Source organism: Actinoallomurus acanthiterrae (assembly GCF_054775715.1).
In genome coordinates this window covers 4,092,358-4,109,002 of sequence record NZ_BAAHCO010000001.1, presented here as the reverse complement: position 1 = coordinate 4,109,002, position 16,645 = coordinate 4,092,358, and the positions used below count along the sequence as shown (strand labels likewise).

General features: G+C 71.7%; 13 protein-coding genes. 5 read left to right on the top strand and 8 right to left on the bottom strand.

Annotated elements, in window-relative coordinates; translation table 11 throughout:
• The first annotated feature begins 8 nt into the window (after nucleotides 1–8).
• From larAH to ACYVF7_RS19865, 3 genes are all read left to right on the top strand, one after another.
• Nucleotides 9–1,586, top strand: coding sequence for an NPN-dependent hydroxyacid isomerase, LarAH14/15/16 family (gene larAH / locus ACYVF7_RS19875; RefSeq protein ID WP_460342457.1), 1,578 nt, complete (start codon nucleotides 9–11; stop codon nucleotides 1,584–1,586).
• A complete protein-coding gene (locus ACYVF7_RS19870) occupies nucleotides 1,583–2,548 on the top strand; it encodes a lysophospholipid acyltransferase family protein (protein ID WP_460342454.1) in 966 nt (321 codons plus the stop codon). The genes larAH and ACYVF7_RS19870 overlap by 4 nt, the downstream gene beginning before the upstream one ends.
• A gap of 133 nt (nucleotides 2,549–2,681) precedes the next feature.
• The gene (locus ACYVF7_RS19865; RefSeq protein ID WP_460342451.1) at nucleotides 2,682–3,161 is read left to right on the top strand and encodes a hypothetical protein; all 480 of its coding nucleotides are present in this window, start codon (nucleotides 2,682–2,684) and stop codon (nucleotides 3,159–3,161) included.
• Between the two features lie 10 nt (nucleotides 3,162–3,171).
• Here ACYVF7_RS19865 and ACYVF7_RS19860 read toward each other — a convergent pair whose 3' ends face one another.
• Both ACYVF7_RS19860 and ACYVF7_RS19855 read right to left on the bottom strand, forming a co-directional pair.
• Nucleotides 3,172–3,942 (bottom strand): NAD(P)-binding domain-containing protein, encoded by a 771-nt coding sequence (locus ACYVF7_RS19860; protein ID WP_460342448.1) that lies wholly within the window; start codon nucleotides 3,940–3,942, stop codon nucleotides 3,172–3,174.
• Nucleotides 3,878–4,420 (bottom strand): hypothetical protein, encoded by a 543-nt coding sequence (locus tag ACYVF7_RS19855; RefSeq protein WP_460342445.1) that lies wholly within the window; start codon nucleotides 4,418–4,420, stop codon nucleotides 3,878–3,880. The genes ACYVF7_RS19860 and ACYVF7_RS19855 overlap by 65 nt, the downstream gene beginning before the upstream one ends.
• A gap of 132 nt (nucleotides 4,421–4,552) precedes the next feature.
• On the opposite strand from ACYVF7_RS19855, the gene ACYVF7_RS19850 reads away from it, so the two are divergent.
• Nucleotides 4,553–5,200, top strand: a complete 648-nt coding sequence (locus tag ACYVF7_RS19850; protein WP_460342442.1) for a TetR/AcrR family transcriptional regulator — start codon at nucleotides 4,553–4,555, stop codon at nucleotides 5,198–5,200.
• A gap of 123 nt (nucleotides 5,201–5,323) precedes the next feature.
• Here ACYVF7_RS19850 and ACYVF7_RS19845 read toward each other — a convergent pair whose 3' ends face one another.
• Nucleotides 5,324–5,986: an SGNH/GDSL hydrolase family protein gene (locus ACYVF7_RS19845; RefSeq protein WP_460342439.1), complete on the bottom strand. Its 663-nt coding sequence runs from the start codon at nucleotides 5,984–5,986 to the stop codon at nucleotides 5,324–5,326.
• A 50-nt stretch (nucleotides 5,987–6,036) separates the two neighbouring features.
• Entirely contained in the window at nucleotides 6,037–7,542 is a 1,506-nt protein-coding gene (locus tag ACYVF7_RS19840) for an FAD-dependent monooxygenase (protein ID WP_460342436.1), read from the bottom strand.
• 169 nt (nucleotides 7,543–7,711) lie between these two features.
• On the opposite strand from ACYVF7_RS19840, the gene ACYVF7_RS19835 reads away from it, so the two are divergent.
• Entirely contained in the window at nucleotides 7,712–10,933 is a 3,222-nt protein-coding gene (locus ACYVF7_RS19835; RefSeq protein ID WP_460342433.1) for a BTAD domain-containing putative transcriptional regulator, read from the top strand.
• A gap of 84 nt (nucleotides 10,934–11,017) precedes the next feature.
• Here the strand turns inward: ACYVF7_RS19835 and ACYVF7_RS19830 are convergent, their stop codons facing one another.
• From ACYVF7_RS19830 to ACYVF7_RS19815, 4 genes are all read right to left on the bottom strand, one after another.
• Entirely contained in the window at nucleotides 11,018–12,370 is a 1,353-nt protein-coding gene (locus ACYVF7_RS19830) for a serine hydrolase (protein ID WP_460342430.1), read from the bottom strand.
• Nucleotides 12,371–12,578: 208 nt separating this feature from the next.
• Nucleotides 12,579–13,562 carry a hypothetical protein gene (locus ACYVF7_RS19825; protein ID WP_460342427.1) on the bottom strand — a complete coding sequence of 328 codons (984 nt, stop codon included), beginning with the start codon at nucleotides 13,560–13,562 and terminating at the stop codon, nucleotides 12,579–12,581.
• A gap of 180 nt (nucleotides 13,563–13,742) precedes the next feature.
• Entirely contained in the window at nucleotides 13,743–14,534 is a 792-nt protein-coding gene (locus ACYVF7_RS19820) for an NAD(P)H-binding protein (protein ID WP_460342424.1), read from the bottom strand.
• Nucleotides 14,535–14,584: 50 nt separating this feature from the next.
• Nucleotides 14,585–16,627, bottom strand: coding sequence for a glycogen debranching N-terminal domain-containing protein (locus ACYVF7_RS19815; protein ID WP_460342421.1), 2,043 nt, complete (start codon nucleotides 16,625–16,627; stop codon nucleotides 14,585–14,587).
• Nucleotides 16,628–16,645: the final 18 nt, after the last annotated feature.

The window sequence follows — 16,645 nt, the reverse complement described above, 5'->3', positions numbered from 1 at the left end:
GTTTTCGAGTGAGCAGACCAGGCTTCGTACTCGATGTGGATGAGCGGACGCCACCGCTCATCATGCACCAGGGCGAAGGCTTCCGGCTGGAGCGGCTGCCGCTCGGGTCCAAGGTCATCTACCCGCCGGACTCCCTGCCGGGCATCCGCGACGTCGACGCCGCGATCCGCCACGCCCTCCTGAACCCGCACGGCACCGAGCCGCTGCCGGAGCTGCTGCGGCCCGGCATGCGGCTGACGATCGTCTTCGACGACCTGTCGCTGCCGCTGCCGCCCATGCAGACGCCCGACGTCCGGCAGCGCATCATCGAGCAGGTCCTCGAGATGGCGGCGGCCAAGGGCGTCGACGACGTCGAGCTGATCGCGGGCAACGCCCTGCACCGCCGGATGACCCCGGCGGAGCTGCGGCGCACCGTCGGCGACCGGGTGTTCCACGCGTTCTTCCCCGAGCACCTGAAGAACCACGACGCCGAGGACCGCGACAACCTCCTCCACATGGGCAAGACCCGCCACGGGGAGGACGTCGAGATCAACCGGCGCGCCGCCGAGAGCGATCTCATCGTCTACGTCAACATCACGCTGACCGCGATGAGCGGGGGCGCGAAGTCGGTGTCGGTCGGCCTGGCGAGCTACCGCAGCCTGCGCCACCACCACAACGTGCACACGCTGCGGCATTCCAACTCCTTCAACGACCCGCCCAACTCCGCGATGCACCACTCGTACGAGCGGATGAAGGGCCTGATCGACGAGCACGTCAAGGTCTTCACGGTCGAGACGACGCTCAACAACGAGACCTTCCCCTCCTCGATGGGCTTCCTGAACAAGCGCGAGTGGGAGTGGAACGTCCGCGACCAGGCGACCTACCTCGCGGTCAAGCGGGCCAACGAGATGATGCCGAAGAAGACGCGGCGGCGGATCTGGCAGTCGACGGCCGCGCCGTACGGCGTCACGAGCGTGCACGCCGGTCTGCAGTCCGAGGTGCACCCGCTGACGCTGCAGAACGTCCACCGGCAGCAGCTCACCGAGGTGAACGGCCAGTCCGACATCGCGATCTGGGGCCTGCCGTACATCTGCCCGTACAACGTCAACTCGGTGATGAACCCGATCCTGGTGATGTCGCTCGGGCTCGGCTACTTCTTCAACCTGTACAAGAACAAGCCGATCGTCCGGCAGGGCGGCGTGGCGATCTTCTACCACCCGGTGCCGAACGAGTTCCACCCGGTGCATCACCCGAGCTACATCGACTTCTTCGAGGAGATCCTCACCGAGAGCACCGACCCGGTGCTCCTGGAGACGAAGTACGAGGAACAGTTCGCCACCGACCCGTGGTACACCCAGCTGTACCGCAACAGCTACGCCTACCACGGCGTCCACCCCTTCTACATGTGGTACTGGGGGGCGCACGCGATGCAGCACCTCGGCGACGTCATCTTCGTCGGCGGCAACCGCAAGACCACCCAGCGGATGGGCTTCCGGGCGGCCACCACCCTGGCCGACGCGCTGGAGATGGCCAAGGACACCGTCGGCGGCAGCCCGTCGATCTCCTACCTCCACGCCCCTCCGCTGGCGCTGGCGGACGTGCGATGAGCATCCGGCGGGAGATCAGGCTGCTGCGGCACGGGCGGGACTGGCGGGGGCGTTCGACCGTGCCCCGCTCGGCGGAGCCGCACGTCGTCGAGCCCGAGGAGAAGGTCTTCCCGACCGGGTGGGCCCGCACGCCCGCCGCGGTCGCGGCCCGGTCCGTGCTGCGCAAGGGGCTGCTCAAGCCGGTCGCCTGGCGGCAGATCACCCCGGTCATCGAGGGCGCGGAGTACCTCGACGGCGTGCGCGGGCCGGTGGTGTTCGTGGCGAACCACTCCAGCCACCTGGACACGCCGCTGATCCTCGGTTCGCTGCCGGAGCGGTTCGCCAACCGCGTCGCCGTCGGCGCCGCCTCGGACTACTTCTTCGACGTACGCTGGCGCGCGACGCTGACGGCGGTGTTCTTCAACGCCTTCCCCGTCGAGCGCTACGGTTCGAAGCGGCTGCGGAGCCTGGCCCTCGACCTCGTCGACGACGGGTGGAGCCTGCTGCTCTACCCGGAGGGCACCCGGTCGGAGGACGGCTGGATGAACCCCTTCAAGCTCGGCGCCGCGGTGCTGTGCGTCACGAAGGGCATCCCGTGCGTCCCGATCGCGATCCGGGGCTCGTACGCCGCGATGCCCCGCGGGCGCAACTGGCCGCAGCCGGGCAAGCCGCGCGTCACCGTCCGGTACGGCCGCCCACTCGTGCCCGAGGAGGGCGAGGAGGTCCGGGCGTTCCGCACCCGGATGGCCAAGGCCGTCAACATGCTGGCGGCCGAGGAGGACCTGGGCTGGTACGACGCGCTGCGCGCCGCGGCCGACGACCGGCTCGAGATCCCGGGCGGCTCCCAGCCGACCCGCCCCGGCGCCGTACGGGACGAGGGCAGGGGCGAGGGCGAGAAGGCGGCCGAGGCCGCCGACTGGCGCCGCGTCTGGGCCTCCACCGAGCCCCTCACCGGTCGGCGCCGCCGCGTCTGGCGCGACTGACCCGATACGGGCCCCGGCTGAGCCGGGGCCCGTACGCTTCCGTATCTGGCACGGTCCGGCCGGCGCGAGACGATCGTTCTCCCCGGCGGTGTCGCGGTCGGCACCGCGTTGGGGCGTGATTCACGGAGACCGCATGAGCATGCCGCCCGAGCCTCCTGAGCTGAGGCGTCTGACCGGCCGCCGCCCGTCGCTGTCGGCGGCGCTGTTCGTCCTCGTCATCTTCCTCATCCCGCTCTCCCTGCTCGGATTCGGATCGGTCGCCGAGGCGACACGGACGGCGGACGCCTACCGGGCCACCCACGGCGGCGTGCGGGGCGTCCTCACGGTCGAGTGGAGCACCCGCCGGCGCAAGGGCGGCTACACGACCTCGGGATCGTTCGTCTCCGGCGACGGCGCCGTACGACGCTCGGTGACCCTCGACGGCAACGGGCGGCATTCCTTCGACCAGACGATCCCGGCGGAGATATCGGGCGCGAACGGGACCGTGGCCTATCCCCGGAACTCCCACGCGTGGATCAGCGACGCCGTCATCACGCTGATCACGGGTGGGCTCGCGCTCGCGGGAGTCGTCCTGCTGCTGACCGTCGGCATCGCCCGGATGCGCCGCCGCTGACAGGCGGCGGTCACGTCACGTTCAGATCGGCGAGGAGGTCATCGAGGGCCTTGCCGAGGGCTTCGGAGTTGGCCGGGGTGAACCATGTCGTGCGGATGCGTTCGTTGCTTCCGTTCGGGGTCTCGTGGTCGGCTGCGAGCTGGTGCAGGGAGCGGGTCCGGTCGCTCAGGGCGCGGCCGATCCCCTGGAAGAGGCCGCGAACGTAGGCGTCGGCGTCGGCGGAGGCGATGCCGTGGTCGCCGGCCCACGACGTGAGCGTGGCGAGGTAGGAGAGGTGGGTGGTCAGCGTTCCCGTCAGTGCGGAGAAGACGTTGAAGGCCGCCTCGTCCTCGACCGGGAGCACCCCGCCCAGGTGCTCGAAGAGGGAGTTCACCCCTGGGTGCGACGGGCACGTCACCGTGACGGAGCGGCGTTCGCGGACGGCGGGCAGGGGGATGGCCCGTATCAGCGGGGCGTCGGTGGCCAGCGTCCGGCGCAGGTCGTCGATGCCGACGCCGGCCATCACGTTGACCACCAACGTGTCGCCGCCCACCCTCAAGCCGGCGAGTGCCTCGTGCCGGTCCTGGCGGCGTACGGCGATGATCACCAGCTCGGAGCGGTCCACCACCTCCTGGTTGTCGGCGCACACCCGCACGCCCTCGTATCGCTCGGACAGCTCCGCAGCCGTGCCGGCTCCCCGAGGGGAGAGGAACACTTCGGGAGACTTGTCGGCTCCCTCACACAGGCCCACCACCAGGGCCCGGCCGATCTCGCCCACCCCGATGATGCCGATGCGCTTCACTGTCTCTTCCTCCAAGTGCGTAGTGGTCGTGCCCCAGGTCGATCCGTGCCGAGAGCGTCGGAGCCGGCGTCACACCAGCCGCGGTCTTCTCCACAGCAGCGTGACCGCCAGGAGGCCTGCCAGGCACGGACCGCCAGGCCCAGCCCAGCGCCGGCGACAGGCCGGTGTCGCCGGAGGTGTCCTTGATGAGCAGCCCGGCCAGCCCGACGCTCGTGCCGAGCACGAACATCACGGTCGCGGTGGGGCGGGCCCACCGCTTGCCCGCCTTGACGGCCCAGGTCGTCCAGAGCCAGGCGATGACGCCGAGCGCTCCGACGACGGACAACAGGACCAGGTAGGCGGTGACGGCTGAGTCGACTCGCGTCTGGGTGTAGGTGGGATAGCCGGCCCGGATGTGGTCGGCCAGCAGGTGGGTGGTGGCACGGTCGACGTACGGGACGATCGTCGCGATGACGGTGAGCGCAAGGCCCGTGTACATCGCTGCGATGGCCGACCGCGCATGAGGTGTCTTCGTCATCAGAGTGCTTTCCCTTCCCTAAAAACCTACGCCGTAGATTTGCCTGGCACGATAGATTCTACGATGTAGGTTTGGCAAGAGGGAGGAGCGGACGTGGCCAGACGCACACGGGGCACCTCGGCGGGGCTCGACCGCACACGCATCGCGGCCGCCGCCGTCGCGCTCGTCGACCGCGACGGCCTGGACGGCTTCGGGGTACGGCGGCTCGCCGACGACCTCGGAGTCGATCCGATGTCGATCTACCACCACATCAAGGGCAAGGCGGCGCTGCTGGACGCGATCTCCGAGGCCGTGATCGCCGAGATGGAGATCGGCGAGGATGGAGCACCCCACGGTTGGGAACCGGTCGCCCGCCAGACGGCGCACGATTACCGGCAGATGGCCTACCGGCACCCTCGGGTGTTCCCGCTGCTGGCCACCCGCCCCCAGACCTCGCCGGTGGCCCTGGCCGCTCTGGAACGTCTGGTCGACGCAATGCGCCAGGCCGGACTGCCCGACCAGGTAGCCGCGGACGCGCCGACGGCGTTGTTCGGCTTTCTCAACGGCTATCTGCTGGCGGTCCTCAGCGGCGGCCTCGACGGACCCGCCGATATGCCCGCGATCGACGCAACCGCATACCCGACAATGGCCGCTCTCGCACCGCTCCAAGCCGACTTCGGGTCCGCAGCGGAGTTCGACCGACTGCTCGACACCGTGCTGGGCGGTATCCGGGATCGGGCCGCACGGCAGGCGACCCACTGAAACCTCTCGCGCCCACCTGCCCGGCTTCTGCCAAGATCGACGATTTGCAATCGAGGCGGCGCACGAAGGACGGCCCTGGGCCGGCAGCGGCGCGCTGAGCGCGCCCAGAGCCGCCCGGCACGGTCACTCGACCAGGCGCAGCCAGGCCTCCGCGAGTGCGGCGTCACCGGCCGGCGTCGGGTGCACGCCGTCCTCGGCCCAGTACTCCGGCTCGGTCGTCGCGGCGAGCTCGGCGAACATGCGGTCGGCGGCGAGCAGTTCCGCGCCGTACCTGCGGGCGAGCTCGCGCACGACCTGGATCTTCGGGTCCAGGTCGGCGCGCCATTCCTTTCGCTCTTCCTCTCCGATGAGCGCGGGGCCGGCCTCGACGACGCCGTGGATCGGCAGGAGGAACGGCTCGATGAGGATCAGCTTCGTGCCCGCCTCGGCGAGGGGCGCGAGCAGCCGGTCATAGCCCGCTTCGAACTCCTCCGCGGGGATCACGTGCCCGTTCGGGTCTATCGTGTGCCAGCCCATGTCGTTGACTCCGACGAGGATCGACACCACGTCCGAGTGCGCGTCGAGTACGTCTGTCTGCCAGCGGGCTTCGAGGTCCATCACCTTGTTGCCCGCGATCCCGGAGTTCAGCCAGGTCACGGCCCGATCCGGGTGCCGGAGTCCCCACTCGCCGGCGATGCGCAGCGGGTAGCCGAACCCGAGGCCGTGTTCACTCTCCAGCCGTTGGCAGTCGGTGATCGAATCGCCGGTGAACATCACGGTGCTGCCCGGTCGAAGGGTGATCGTCATGTGCGCTCCTGGAACTCGGTTGAAGGAAAGGTCACATCGGTTACGTGGTGTCAACGTCGGCTGCCGAACCAAAGGCCGGCGGCCCGCTCGAACGCCTCACGGTCAGGGTGGCGATCACCTGCCCAGGCGACTATGCCGTCAGGCCGGACCAGCACCGCACCTGCTCCGAGGTCGTCTCTCGCCGGCCCGGCCGCATACCGCATCCGGCTCTCCCAGCCCATCGCCGGACCCTGCAGGGACCGATCGACGCTGAAGTCGAGCGCGACGCCTCGCCCGTCCTGCATCAGGTCGCCGAGGCGAGTGCCGTCCTCGAGACGAAGGTCCGGGGCGTTGCGGCCGACCAGCGGCTGATCGCTGCCAAGTTCGTAGCGGACCGACGATCCCGAGATCCTGTCGAACACGTAGGTCGTTCCGTCACGGGTCCCGAGGAGGTCGCGAATCACTCCTTGGAGCGCCTGGGCATACGGGTCCGGCCTCATGACCGCCGACTGGGCGCGTGTCCAGTCGAGCACCCGGGCGCCGATCGGATGGCGCTCGCGGGTGTAGGTGTCGAGAAGCCCGTCCGGCGCGTACCCGTGGACGGTCGCCGCGAGCTTCCACCCCAGGTTCATGGCGTCGCCGATGCCGGTGTTGAGCCCCTGCCCGCCAAGGGGCGAGTGGATGTGAGCGGCGTCGCCCGCGAGCAGGACGCGTCCCTGCCGGTAGGTCGTCGTCTGCATCGCCCGGTCGGTGAAGCTCGAGGCGAGCTGGACGTCGCTCAGCGTCACGTCGGTGCCGGACACACGGCGCAGAACCGCCTGGAGATGGTCGCGAGTCGGCTGCTGCGAGCGATCGAACGCGCCGCCGTCGCACTCCAGCATGCCGATGTGCCCTTCCGCGGGCATCCGGAGGTACATGCCCGTCGGCGTCAGGTTGAATCCAGGGCTCAGCTTCTCGGGATCGGCGACGGTGGCGAGCATGGTGTAGCCGGTGAACTGCGGCTCGGTGCCGACGAACTCGAAGCCCGCCAGCCCGCGCACCGCGCTGCGTCCGCCATCGCAACCGACGACCCAGCGCGCCGCGTACGCGTGCTCGCCGGCGTGCGCGACCACGCTCTCATCGTCCTGCGTGACGGCTGAGACCGTGACACCGCGCCGGATCTCCACGCCGAGCTTGGAAGCGCGCTCGGACAGCACCGTCTCGACCACTTCGAGGCTGGTCAGCACGCCGTCCAGTGCCGGGCCGGGAAGCCGGAACGGCAGGGCGGCGACGTCGACCTTGGCCGGATCGAGCATCATGCCGGCGAAGTGGCCCCCGCTGCGAGGGGGCGCCGGCTCGTCCGTACCGGGATCTTCGTCGACGCCGGACGCCGTCAGCAGCGGGTGCAGCATCCCGCGGCGGTAGAACGCCTCGACCGACGAGGCGGACAGGCCCCGCATCCCAAGCGGGTCCGCCTTCCACTCGGAGCGGAGCTCCGGCTCCCGCTCGAGCACCAGGACAGAGCAGCCCGCGAGGCCGAGCTCACAGGCGAGGAACAGACCGACCGGGCCGGCCCCCACGATCACTACGTCATGCACGAGAACTCCCCTTTCGAAGCCTCTTGTCCGAGGCACGGAAAGACTGACGCGGTCCGCTCACACGGCGCTCACATGGCGCTGACGCGGGGACGCACATGGCGCTGACACCGGGGAAGCCAGGGCCCTGCGTGATTTGGGAACGCGAGGGTGCGCACGCGAAGATCGGGGGATGGACGGGGATGCGCGGCTTCGCGTCACGCTGCTCGACGCCTTTCAGGCGTCTCGCGGTGGCGTCGCCCTGCCCGTTCCGGGTGCGCGGTCGCAGGCTCTGTTCGTACGGCTGGCGCTCGCCGGCGGGCGCGCCGTCGAGCAGAGTGTCCTGGTCGACGCGATCTGGGCCGAGGAGCCGCCGGCCGACCCCGCCCACGCCCTGCAGGCCCTCGTCTCGCGGCTGCGCCGGACCCTCGGCTCGGCCAGCGACGTCGCGCAGCTCGCGGGCGGCTACCGGCTGGCCGTGGACGCCGCCGACGTGGACGCGCTGCGGTTCGAGCGGCTCGCCGCCGCCGGGCGTGACCGCCTGCGCGCCGGCGACCCGAACGCCGCGGCGGCCGTGCTCGGTGAGGCCATGGCTCTGTGGGGCGACCGTCCCGGCGCCGAGCCCGCGGTCGTCGCCGCGGTGGCGCCCGCCGCCGCGACCCGGCTGGCCCACGCCTCGGTCGAGGCCGTCGCCGACCTCGCCGACGCCGAGCTGACGCTGGGCCGTGCCGACGCGGCCGCCACCCGCCTGACCGCCCTGCTCGCCGAGCACCCCGTCCACGAGCGGGCGGCCGCGCTGCTCATGGACGCGCTCGCCGCCCAGGGGCGCCAGGCCGAGGCCCTCGCCCGGTACGAGCGGGTCCGCGAAACCCTGGCCGACGTCCTCGGCACCGACCCGGGCGCAGCCCTGCGCGAGCGCCACCTGCGCCTGCTGCGCGCCGAGCGGCCCGCCCCGGCCGCCGACGCCGCGCAGACCAACCTTCCCGCGCCGCTGACCAGCTTCATCGGCCGCGACGACGACCTCGCCCGGATCGACACGCTCCTCGCCACCGGACGTCTGGTCACCGTGCTCGGTCCCGGCGGCGCCGGCAAGACCCGCCTCGCCGTCGAGGCCGCCCGCCGCCACCGGCACGAGTTCCGCGACGGCGCCTGGATGATCGACCTCGCCTCGGTCACCGAGCCGGCCAAGGTCGGCGCGGCCGTGCTCGCCGGGATCGGCCTGCGCGGCGCGAGGTTCGAGTCCCGGATGCGGTTCGAGGGCGACGAGATGGACGTACTCGTCGGCCGGCTCGGCGGCCGGGAGAGCCTGCTCGTGGTGGACAACTGCGAGCACCTGATCGACGCCGTCGCCCACCTGGTCGTGGCACTGCTGTCCCGATGCTCCGGGCTGCGCGTGCTCGCCACCAGCCGCGAACCCCTCGCGGTCGACGGCGAGGCGCTCGTGCCGCTCGGCCCGCTCGCGCTGCCCGGCCCGGACGACGGCGTCGGGCAGGCCCGGCGGGCGGCGTCGGTACGCCTGTTCGCCGAGCGGGCCGTGGCCGTGCGCCCGGGCTTCGACGTGGACGAGACGACGCTGCCCGAGGTCCGGCGGGTGGTCCGCGGCCTGGACGGGATGCCGCTGGCGCTGGAGCTGGCCGCGGCCCGGCTGCGGACGCTGTCGCTGCCCGAGCTGGCCGACGGGCTGTCCGACCGGTTCCGGCTGCTCACCACGGGCAGCCGTACCGCGCTGCCCCGGCACCGCACGCTGCGCGCGGTCATCGCCTGGAGCTGGGAGCTGCTGAGCGAGCACGAGCGTACGGTCGCCGAACGCGTCTCGGTCCTGCCCGGCGGCGTCACGGCGGCCTCGGCCACCGCGGTCTGCGCCGGCACCGCGGTGCCGGCCGCCGAGATCCCCGAGCTGCTCGCGGGCCTGGTCGACCGGTCGCTGCTGCAGCTCGCGCCCGACCCGGGCCGCTACCGCATGCTGGAGACGCTGCGCGAGTACGGCGCCGACCGCCTGGATGAGGCGGGCGACCTCGGCACCGTCCGCGACCTGGCCGCCGGCTACTTCGCCGAGCTGATGGCCCGGTACGACCCGCGGCTGCGCGGGCCCGGCCAGCTTGCGGCCATGCGCGTCATCAGCGCCGAGTACGACAACGCGCTGGCCGCCCTGCGCCGGCGGTGCGACACCGGCGACGCCCCCGGCGCGGTCGCTCTCGCCCTGAACCTGACCTGGTACTGGCAGATGTTCGGCCGGCACCCCGACGCGGCCTACTGGCTGGGCGAGGCACTGGCGGTGCCCGGCGGCGAGCCGACGCCCGACCGCGACTGCGCCCACGCGATCTACCTGATCAACCGGGTCGGCACCCGGCCGGCGATGACCGCCGAGGAGGCCGCGGACGACCAGGCGCAGGTGCGCGAGCTGGCCGGCCTGCTCGCGTATCCGCGGCTGCCGGGCCCGTACGGCGCGCTCACCGCGCCCGCGCTCGCGTTCCTCCAAGAGGAGAAGACCGCGTTCGCGATCATCGAGCGCCTGGCCGACGGCGACGACGTGTGGCTGTCCGGGCTGGCCCGCATGTTCCGGGCCGAGTTCGCCGAGAACGCGGGCGAGGTCGACAAGATGCGCACGGACGTGGAGGCGGCCCTGGCCTGCTTCCGGCAGGCCGGCGACCGCTGGGGCCAGGCCACCGCGCTGTTGATGCGCGCCCAGCTACGGCAGTACGACGACGACCTCGACGGCGCGCTGGCCGACCTGCGCGAGGCCCGGTCGCTGGCCGGCGAGTTCGGCTCGCTCAGCCTCCGCGACGAGGTGTACCGGGACCTGCGCTGGATCGACCTGCACCTGCGGCGCGGCGACACCGACCTGGCGATCGCGGTGATCGACTCGGCCCGGGAGCGGGCGCTGCGCGCGAACTCGCCGGAGATGCTGGTCCTGGTCGCCGCGCGGGAGGCCGGCTTCCGGGTGCGGACAGGAGACCTGGACCGGGCGCGGGAACTGCTCGACGACGCCGAACGGGGCCTGCACGGCGTCACCGCGTTCCCCCGTGACCACGCGCGGACGCTGGTCGGCAGCGTACGGGCCTCGCTCTGCCTGGAGACGGGTGACCTGGCCAGCACAGAGCAGGCGCTGGACGAGGCGTACGCGGCGGCGCTGGAGACCCGGGACCTGCCGATCCTGTCGGTGGTGGCGGTGACCGCGGCCGCGCTCGCCGAGGCGCACGGGCGGCATCACGAGTCGGCCGTCCTGCTCGGCGCCGCCTCCCGGCTGCGCGGCGCTCACGACCGCACCGATCGGCAGGTTCGCGGGCTCACCCGCCGGGGGCGGGCCGCGCTGGGCGAGGAGGCGTTCGCCGCGGCGTACGGGAAGGGTTGGGAGCTGGACGGGAAGACGGCCGTGACCGAAGTCGACCCGGCCCGGCTGCGCCGGGAACTCTAGAGGCCGCAGGCGGTGAAGCCGGCGCGGATGACGAAAAGGGGCCGGAGAGATCCGGCCCCTTCCTCGTATCCGGGTCGGCTACTTCTAGGCCTCGTACTGGTCCATCGCGAGGCCGATCTTGGCGAACTTCTCGGTGCGGTTCACCGCGGGCTGGACGCCCGGGTTCGGCCGGTTAGCGTCCTGGTAGCGCCAGCCGAGGTTGCTGAAGGCGACGATGACGTAGTTGCGCTTCGCCTGGCCGGGCAGGGAGTGCACGATGCCCGCGTCCCCGGCCGCGAACGCCGTGAGCCCCGTCTTGTGGGCGAACCTCACCTGACCGGCGTCCTGGCAGGGCTTCACCGGGTACTGGTACTTCCCGTCGGTCGGGTCGTTGTTGACCGTCACGGTCCCGTCGGGGCCGATCCACCGGTCCGCGATCCGCTGCGGCATGCCCTGGGCCGGGTAGCTGTAGCCGCAGTAGTTGGTCGTCGACAGGACGTTGTTCCAGCCCTGGTCGCCGAGCTCCTTCATGAAGTACTCGCGGGAGGACTTGCTGAGGATGTCGCTGGTGACCGGCTTGCCGTTCGGAGCGGTCCACGCCGTGCCGGAGACGCCGTTGATGAGCATCAGCAGCTTGGCGGTGTCCAGCGACGACATCGTGATCTGCGGGGACCAGTCGCCGTTGGCCGGGTCGGTGCCCTTCAGCTGGAGCATGTCCAGGCCGAGGTCCTGGAACTGCTGGTTGAGCCAGTCGACCCCGCCGTGCTCGTGCATCACCTTGATGAGCGTGCACGCCGATCCGTTGTCGGAGATAGTGATCATCCGGTCGAAGTACTCGCCGATGGTCCGGGTGGTCGCACCCTCACAGCGGTCGGAGGGCTTCGTCGGGTTGTAGGCGTAGGTGTCGCTCAGCTTGATGGCGCCCTTGTCCACCAGCTGCATGATCCCGAAGCCGACCATCAGCTTCACGATCGACGCCGAGTAGGGCTCCATGTAGTCGATGGGCGCGTTCTCGCGGCCCGGGACGGTGTCGGTCGTGCCCTGGCCGTTGTTGGCGTCCCACTGGTCGGTGTCCCACAGGCGGTACCGCACGGCGGTGGTGCGGAGGTTCTTGTCCACCGGGACGACGACGCCGTTCTTGTACTTCGGGCTCATCAGGACCGTGCCCGACGAGACGGGACGGCCCTTCTTGTCGAGCTCGATGACGGTCATGTCGACCTGCGGCTGCTGGTGGATCGTCGTGGCCGCGGCGGCGCTGAGTGCGGGAGCGTGCTTCGGCCGGCCCGATTCGGACTCCGGCTGGGCGTCGAGAGCGCGGGCCTGAGCCGATCCGGGCGGGGTCGTGTCCACGAGGTCGCCGAAGTTCTGCGCGACCATGGCGGCCCGGAGCCGCTCGGCGAGTGCGCCGGACTTGTGCGTTGCGGCGTGGGCGGGCTGGGTCATGGTGGCCGTCAACACGGCGGCACCCCCGAGCGCGACCAGAGCCTGACTGTGTTTGCGAAGTCGAGACAAGATCACCGCGACAGAGTAACCCGAACGTGATCATGAGTCTGGGGATGTCCACAAAAGTGGATCATGATGTTTACTCGACGCTAACTCTGGCGGCTCTTCGCCGCGGCGACGCACGCGGCGTCGTGGCCCGGTCCGGGCCACGACGCCGGGCATGCTACTCGGCCCTGATCTCCAGTCCGTAATTCAGGGTGGTGGACAGGCCGTTCGCCTTCAGCTGGGCGCGCAGCTGGCTCCATGCCTGCGCGGCGGTGTTGCCGCCACCGGGGTACTGGTCCATGGCGCCGGGGATGCCGAGCGGCTTCTTGTGGCGGTTCTTGCCGTACTTGCTGATCAGCGCCCACTGCTTGGCGTTCGCCGGGTAGTAGATCTCGGGCGTGACCGAGGCGCCGCGCGCGCCGGTCGACACGTACCAGAGGGTCTCCTGCGTCCAGCCATGGTCGCAGGCCCCGCCGCTCGCGCTCGCCTGCGGGCATCCGTCGGCCGAGCCGAAGTTGATGTAGCGGCTGCCCTTGACCGACGAATAGCCCTTCGCCCAGGCGACCGCGGCGCTCGCACCGCCGAAGCCGGGTTCCAGGTCGTTGGCGCCGACGATGGTGGTGTGCGGCGCGTGCTTCCCAGCCCAGGAGGCCGCCGTGGCGACCGTCTTCGCCCACGTCACGCCGAGGGACCGGCTGACGCCGACCGAGTTGTTGGTGCCGACGCCGAGGGTCAGGGTCGGCTTTTTCGAGCCGACGCCCTTGGAGTAGCCGGCGGCGAACTGCTCGGCGACCGCGGCGATCTGCGCGTTGCTCGCGTGGGTGCTCCGGCCGATGATCAAGGTGCCCTTGCCGGTGGACAACTGGCCGCCGAAGTCCAGGATCGCGATCCGGCCGGTGCCGCTCTTCGCGTCGTTCTTGCCGGCCGCCAGCCCACGCGCGTACGCCGTCTTCGTGCTCAGCGTGTTGATGTAATAGCTGTTCTTGCCGACCGGCGCTTTCGCGTTCACCGACACCGCCGATGACGCCGTCCGGGCCGACGGGGACGCCTGGTGTGATGAGCCGAAGGCCGGGGTGGCCCCGCCCGCCGCGGCCGCGAGCGGCAGCGCGATCGCGACACCGATCAGCAGGCGGCGACGGGCCTCGCCGTGCTTACCGAGCATGCGTTTCTCCGTTCATGTCGAGGGCGGCGGCCCCATCGGACCGCCGGTTATCGATCACGAACAAAACGCATTCGACATTCCTCTGGCAACCTATTCGAATGGAACTGAATAGGACCTATTCGAATCAGATTAAAAGCCAGGAATGATGGCGCTATTATTCACGCCCGAATGACGAGTTCCCTAGCGAGGATTCGCGCTCAGCACGTCCTGGAGGGAGATCGGTGGGCGGCCGGTCAGCTCGGTGACCGCGCCCGATGCCGTCGCCCACCGGCCCTGCCGCACGGATTCGAACATGCCGGTGTATGCGTAGGTCCACCACGGCTCCTCGCCGAGGCGCGACAGCGCGGCGGCGAACTCGGCCGGCGTGGTGGCCGAGTACCGGTACCCCGCCGTGGCGGCGATCGCCTCGACCGTGAGGCTCTGGGGTCCGGTCACGTCGTAGTGCCGGTTGGCGGGTTCGCGCAGCGCCAGGGCGGCCAGGCAGCGCGCCACGTCCTCCCGGGCGACCGGCGACACGCGAGCGTCGTCTGCCGGGAGCGCGACCGTACCGTCCACCGCGACCTGCCGGAGCAGACCGAGGAAGAACTCGGTGAACAGGCCCGCGCGCACGATGGAGTACGGGCGCCCGGACGCGCGCAGCATCCGCTCCGTACGGCCGTTGGTGAACGCGTAGCAGAACGGCGAGTCGAGGTCCACGTCGAGGCCGCTGAGCAGCACGACGTGGCCGACCCCGCACCGGACCGCCGCGTCCAGGACGTTGTGGTGATGGACGACGACCCGGGCGGCTTCGCCGTCGCTGGAGACGAACACGAGGGTGTCGACCCCCTCCAGCGCCTCGCGCAACGCCTCCGGGTCGTCGTACGGCGCGGTCCGGCGGGACAGCGCGACGATGTCGTGGCGTCCCTCGTCGGCCAGCAGTCGCGCCACACGACCGCCGATCCGGCCGGTGCCCCCGGTGACCGCGATCCTCATCGCCCCTCCCCCGCGTCCGGAAGCCCGGTGGTCTCCTTACAAAGGCCGCTTCAAAGCTCCAGCGTCAGGCCCGGCGGCACGCCGATGAGCGACACGGCGCCCTGCGGGTCGACGTCGACCGAGAGGGTCGCGTCGCCGACGCGCACGTTGCTCACGGACAGCGCGCCGAAGTCACTCAGCGGTGACACCGCCAGCCGGCCGGACGGCACGTCGACGTCCAGTCCGAGGAGCGCGGTGACGAGGGCCGGCGAGACCGCGGCGGCCCACGCCTGGGGCCTGCATGCCGCGGCGTACGGCACGGGGCCCACCGGCTCGCCGTCGTCCGTCCGGCCGGCCGGGCCGCTGTGCCCGGAATGGGAGACCGTCCGGCGGCTGTCGTCAGAGCCGTGGCCGGGCGGAGCGTCCTGGCCGCCGAACAGCTCGGGCAGCCGGTAGTCGAAGCTCGGCGCGGCGGCGATCAGGCCACGCGCCAGGCTCGCGGCGACGTCGTGGTGACCCGCCCGGACCAGGCCGAGTACGGCGATCACGGTGTCGTGCGGCCAGACCGAGCCCAGGTGGTACGACAGCGGGTCGAAGCCCGCCGAGGCCGTACCCAGTGTCCGCAGCCCCCAGCCGGAGTCCAGCTCGGCCAGCCGGGGCGCCACCTGGTCCTCCTCGGCCGAGGTGAGCAGGCCGGTGCCGAGAAGGTGCCCCATGTTGGAGGCCGGGCCGTCCACCGGCGCGCCTCGGCCGTCCAGGGCGATCGCCGGATACCCGTCCACCCAGAACCGCGCCCGGAACCGCTCCGCGAGGGCGGCCGCCCACTCCCGGCGGCGTTCGCCGCCCGGCCTGCCGAACGCGTCGAGCAGGTCGGCGCCCAGCATGGCGGCCTGGTAGGCGTACGCCTGCACCTCCGACAGGGCCACCGGGGGCTCGGCCAGGCGGCCGTCGGCGTGCTGGACGCCGTCGACGGAGTCCTTCCAGCCCTGGTTGACGAGCCGGTCCGGCGACCCGGTGTAGGACAGGAAGGCGTCGCCGAAGCCTTCGAGCCAGTCCAGCGCCCGCTCGGCGGCGGGCAGCAGCGCCTCGACCTCGGCGGCGGGCATCCCCCACCGCCACGCCTCCGCGAGCGTGGTGACGAACAGCGGCGTGGCGTCGACCGTGCCGTAGTACACCGGTGGCAGCCAGCCCGCGGCGTGCACGGGCCGCAGCTCGTGCGGGATCTTGCCGGGCGCCTCCTCCGTCTCCGGGTCGTGGCGGACGCCCTGGTGCCGGGCCAGGGTCCGCAGCGTCCCGGCGGCGAGCTCGTATCCGAGCGGGAGCGAAAGCCGGGCGGTCCACAGGGAGTCCCGGCCGAACAGCGTGAGGTACCACGGGTTGCCGGCCGCGCAGTACAGGTCGTTCTCGTCGGCGAGCAGCAGCGCGCCGAGGTCCGCGATCCCCTGGCCGACCAGCGCGTCCAGCCGCCGGTCCTCGGACCGTACGGTGAGCGGCGCGGCCGACCACGGCGGCGGCGTGTTAGGCGCCAGTGGCCGGAACCCCTCCACCGGCGGAGGCGTCGCCCGTACGGTCAGCGTGGTCGTGAACTCCTCCCCCGGCGCGAGCGCCGGCTCGGCCCGCAGGCGCCCGGTCAGCAGCACCGCGTAGCCGTCCGGTCCGGTGTGCGCGGTCCCGTCGCGCAGCGGCGTCTCATCCGGCCGAAGGCTTCCGCCGTCGCCCGACCGGCCCGGTTCTCCTGCGTGCCAGGCCTTGACGTCGCTGACCTCGGCCAGGTCGGCGGCCGCCTCGACCGCGACGGACACCGTCACCGGCTCGGTTCCGTCGTTCCGGACGCGGATCTCCTCGGTGCCGCCGTCGCGGCCGACCGTACGGGTCCGCTCGACCGCCAGGTCACCGAGCTTCGCGGTGAACCGCGCGCCGTCCGCCCCGAGCGGCGTCGCGCCGACCGGCTCGGGCTCGGCTCCATCGAGCGTGAGCACGAGCCGTGACAGGACCCGGCGGTCGGCGACGTACAGCCCGTCGGCGCCGCCGGTCAGCTGCCCGCCGCGCGGGGAGAGCCAGACGGCGGGCGCGGCCACGCAGGTCAGGTGGTCGTGGAGGGAGGACTGGGACACGGTGACTCCGGGGTGAGC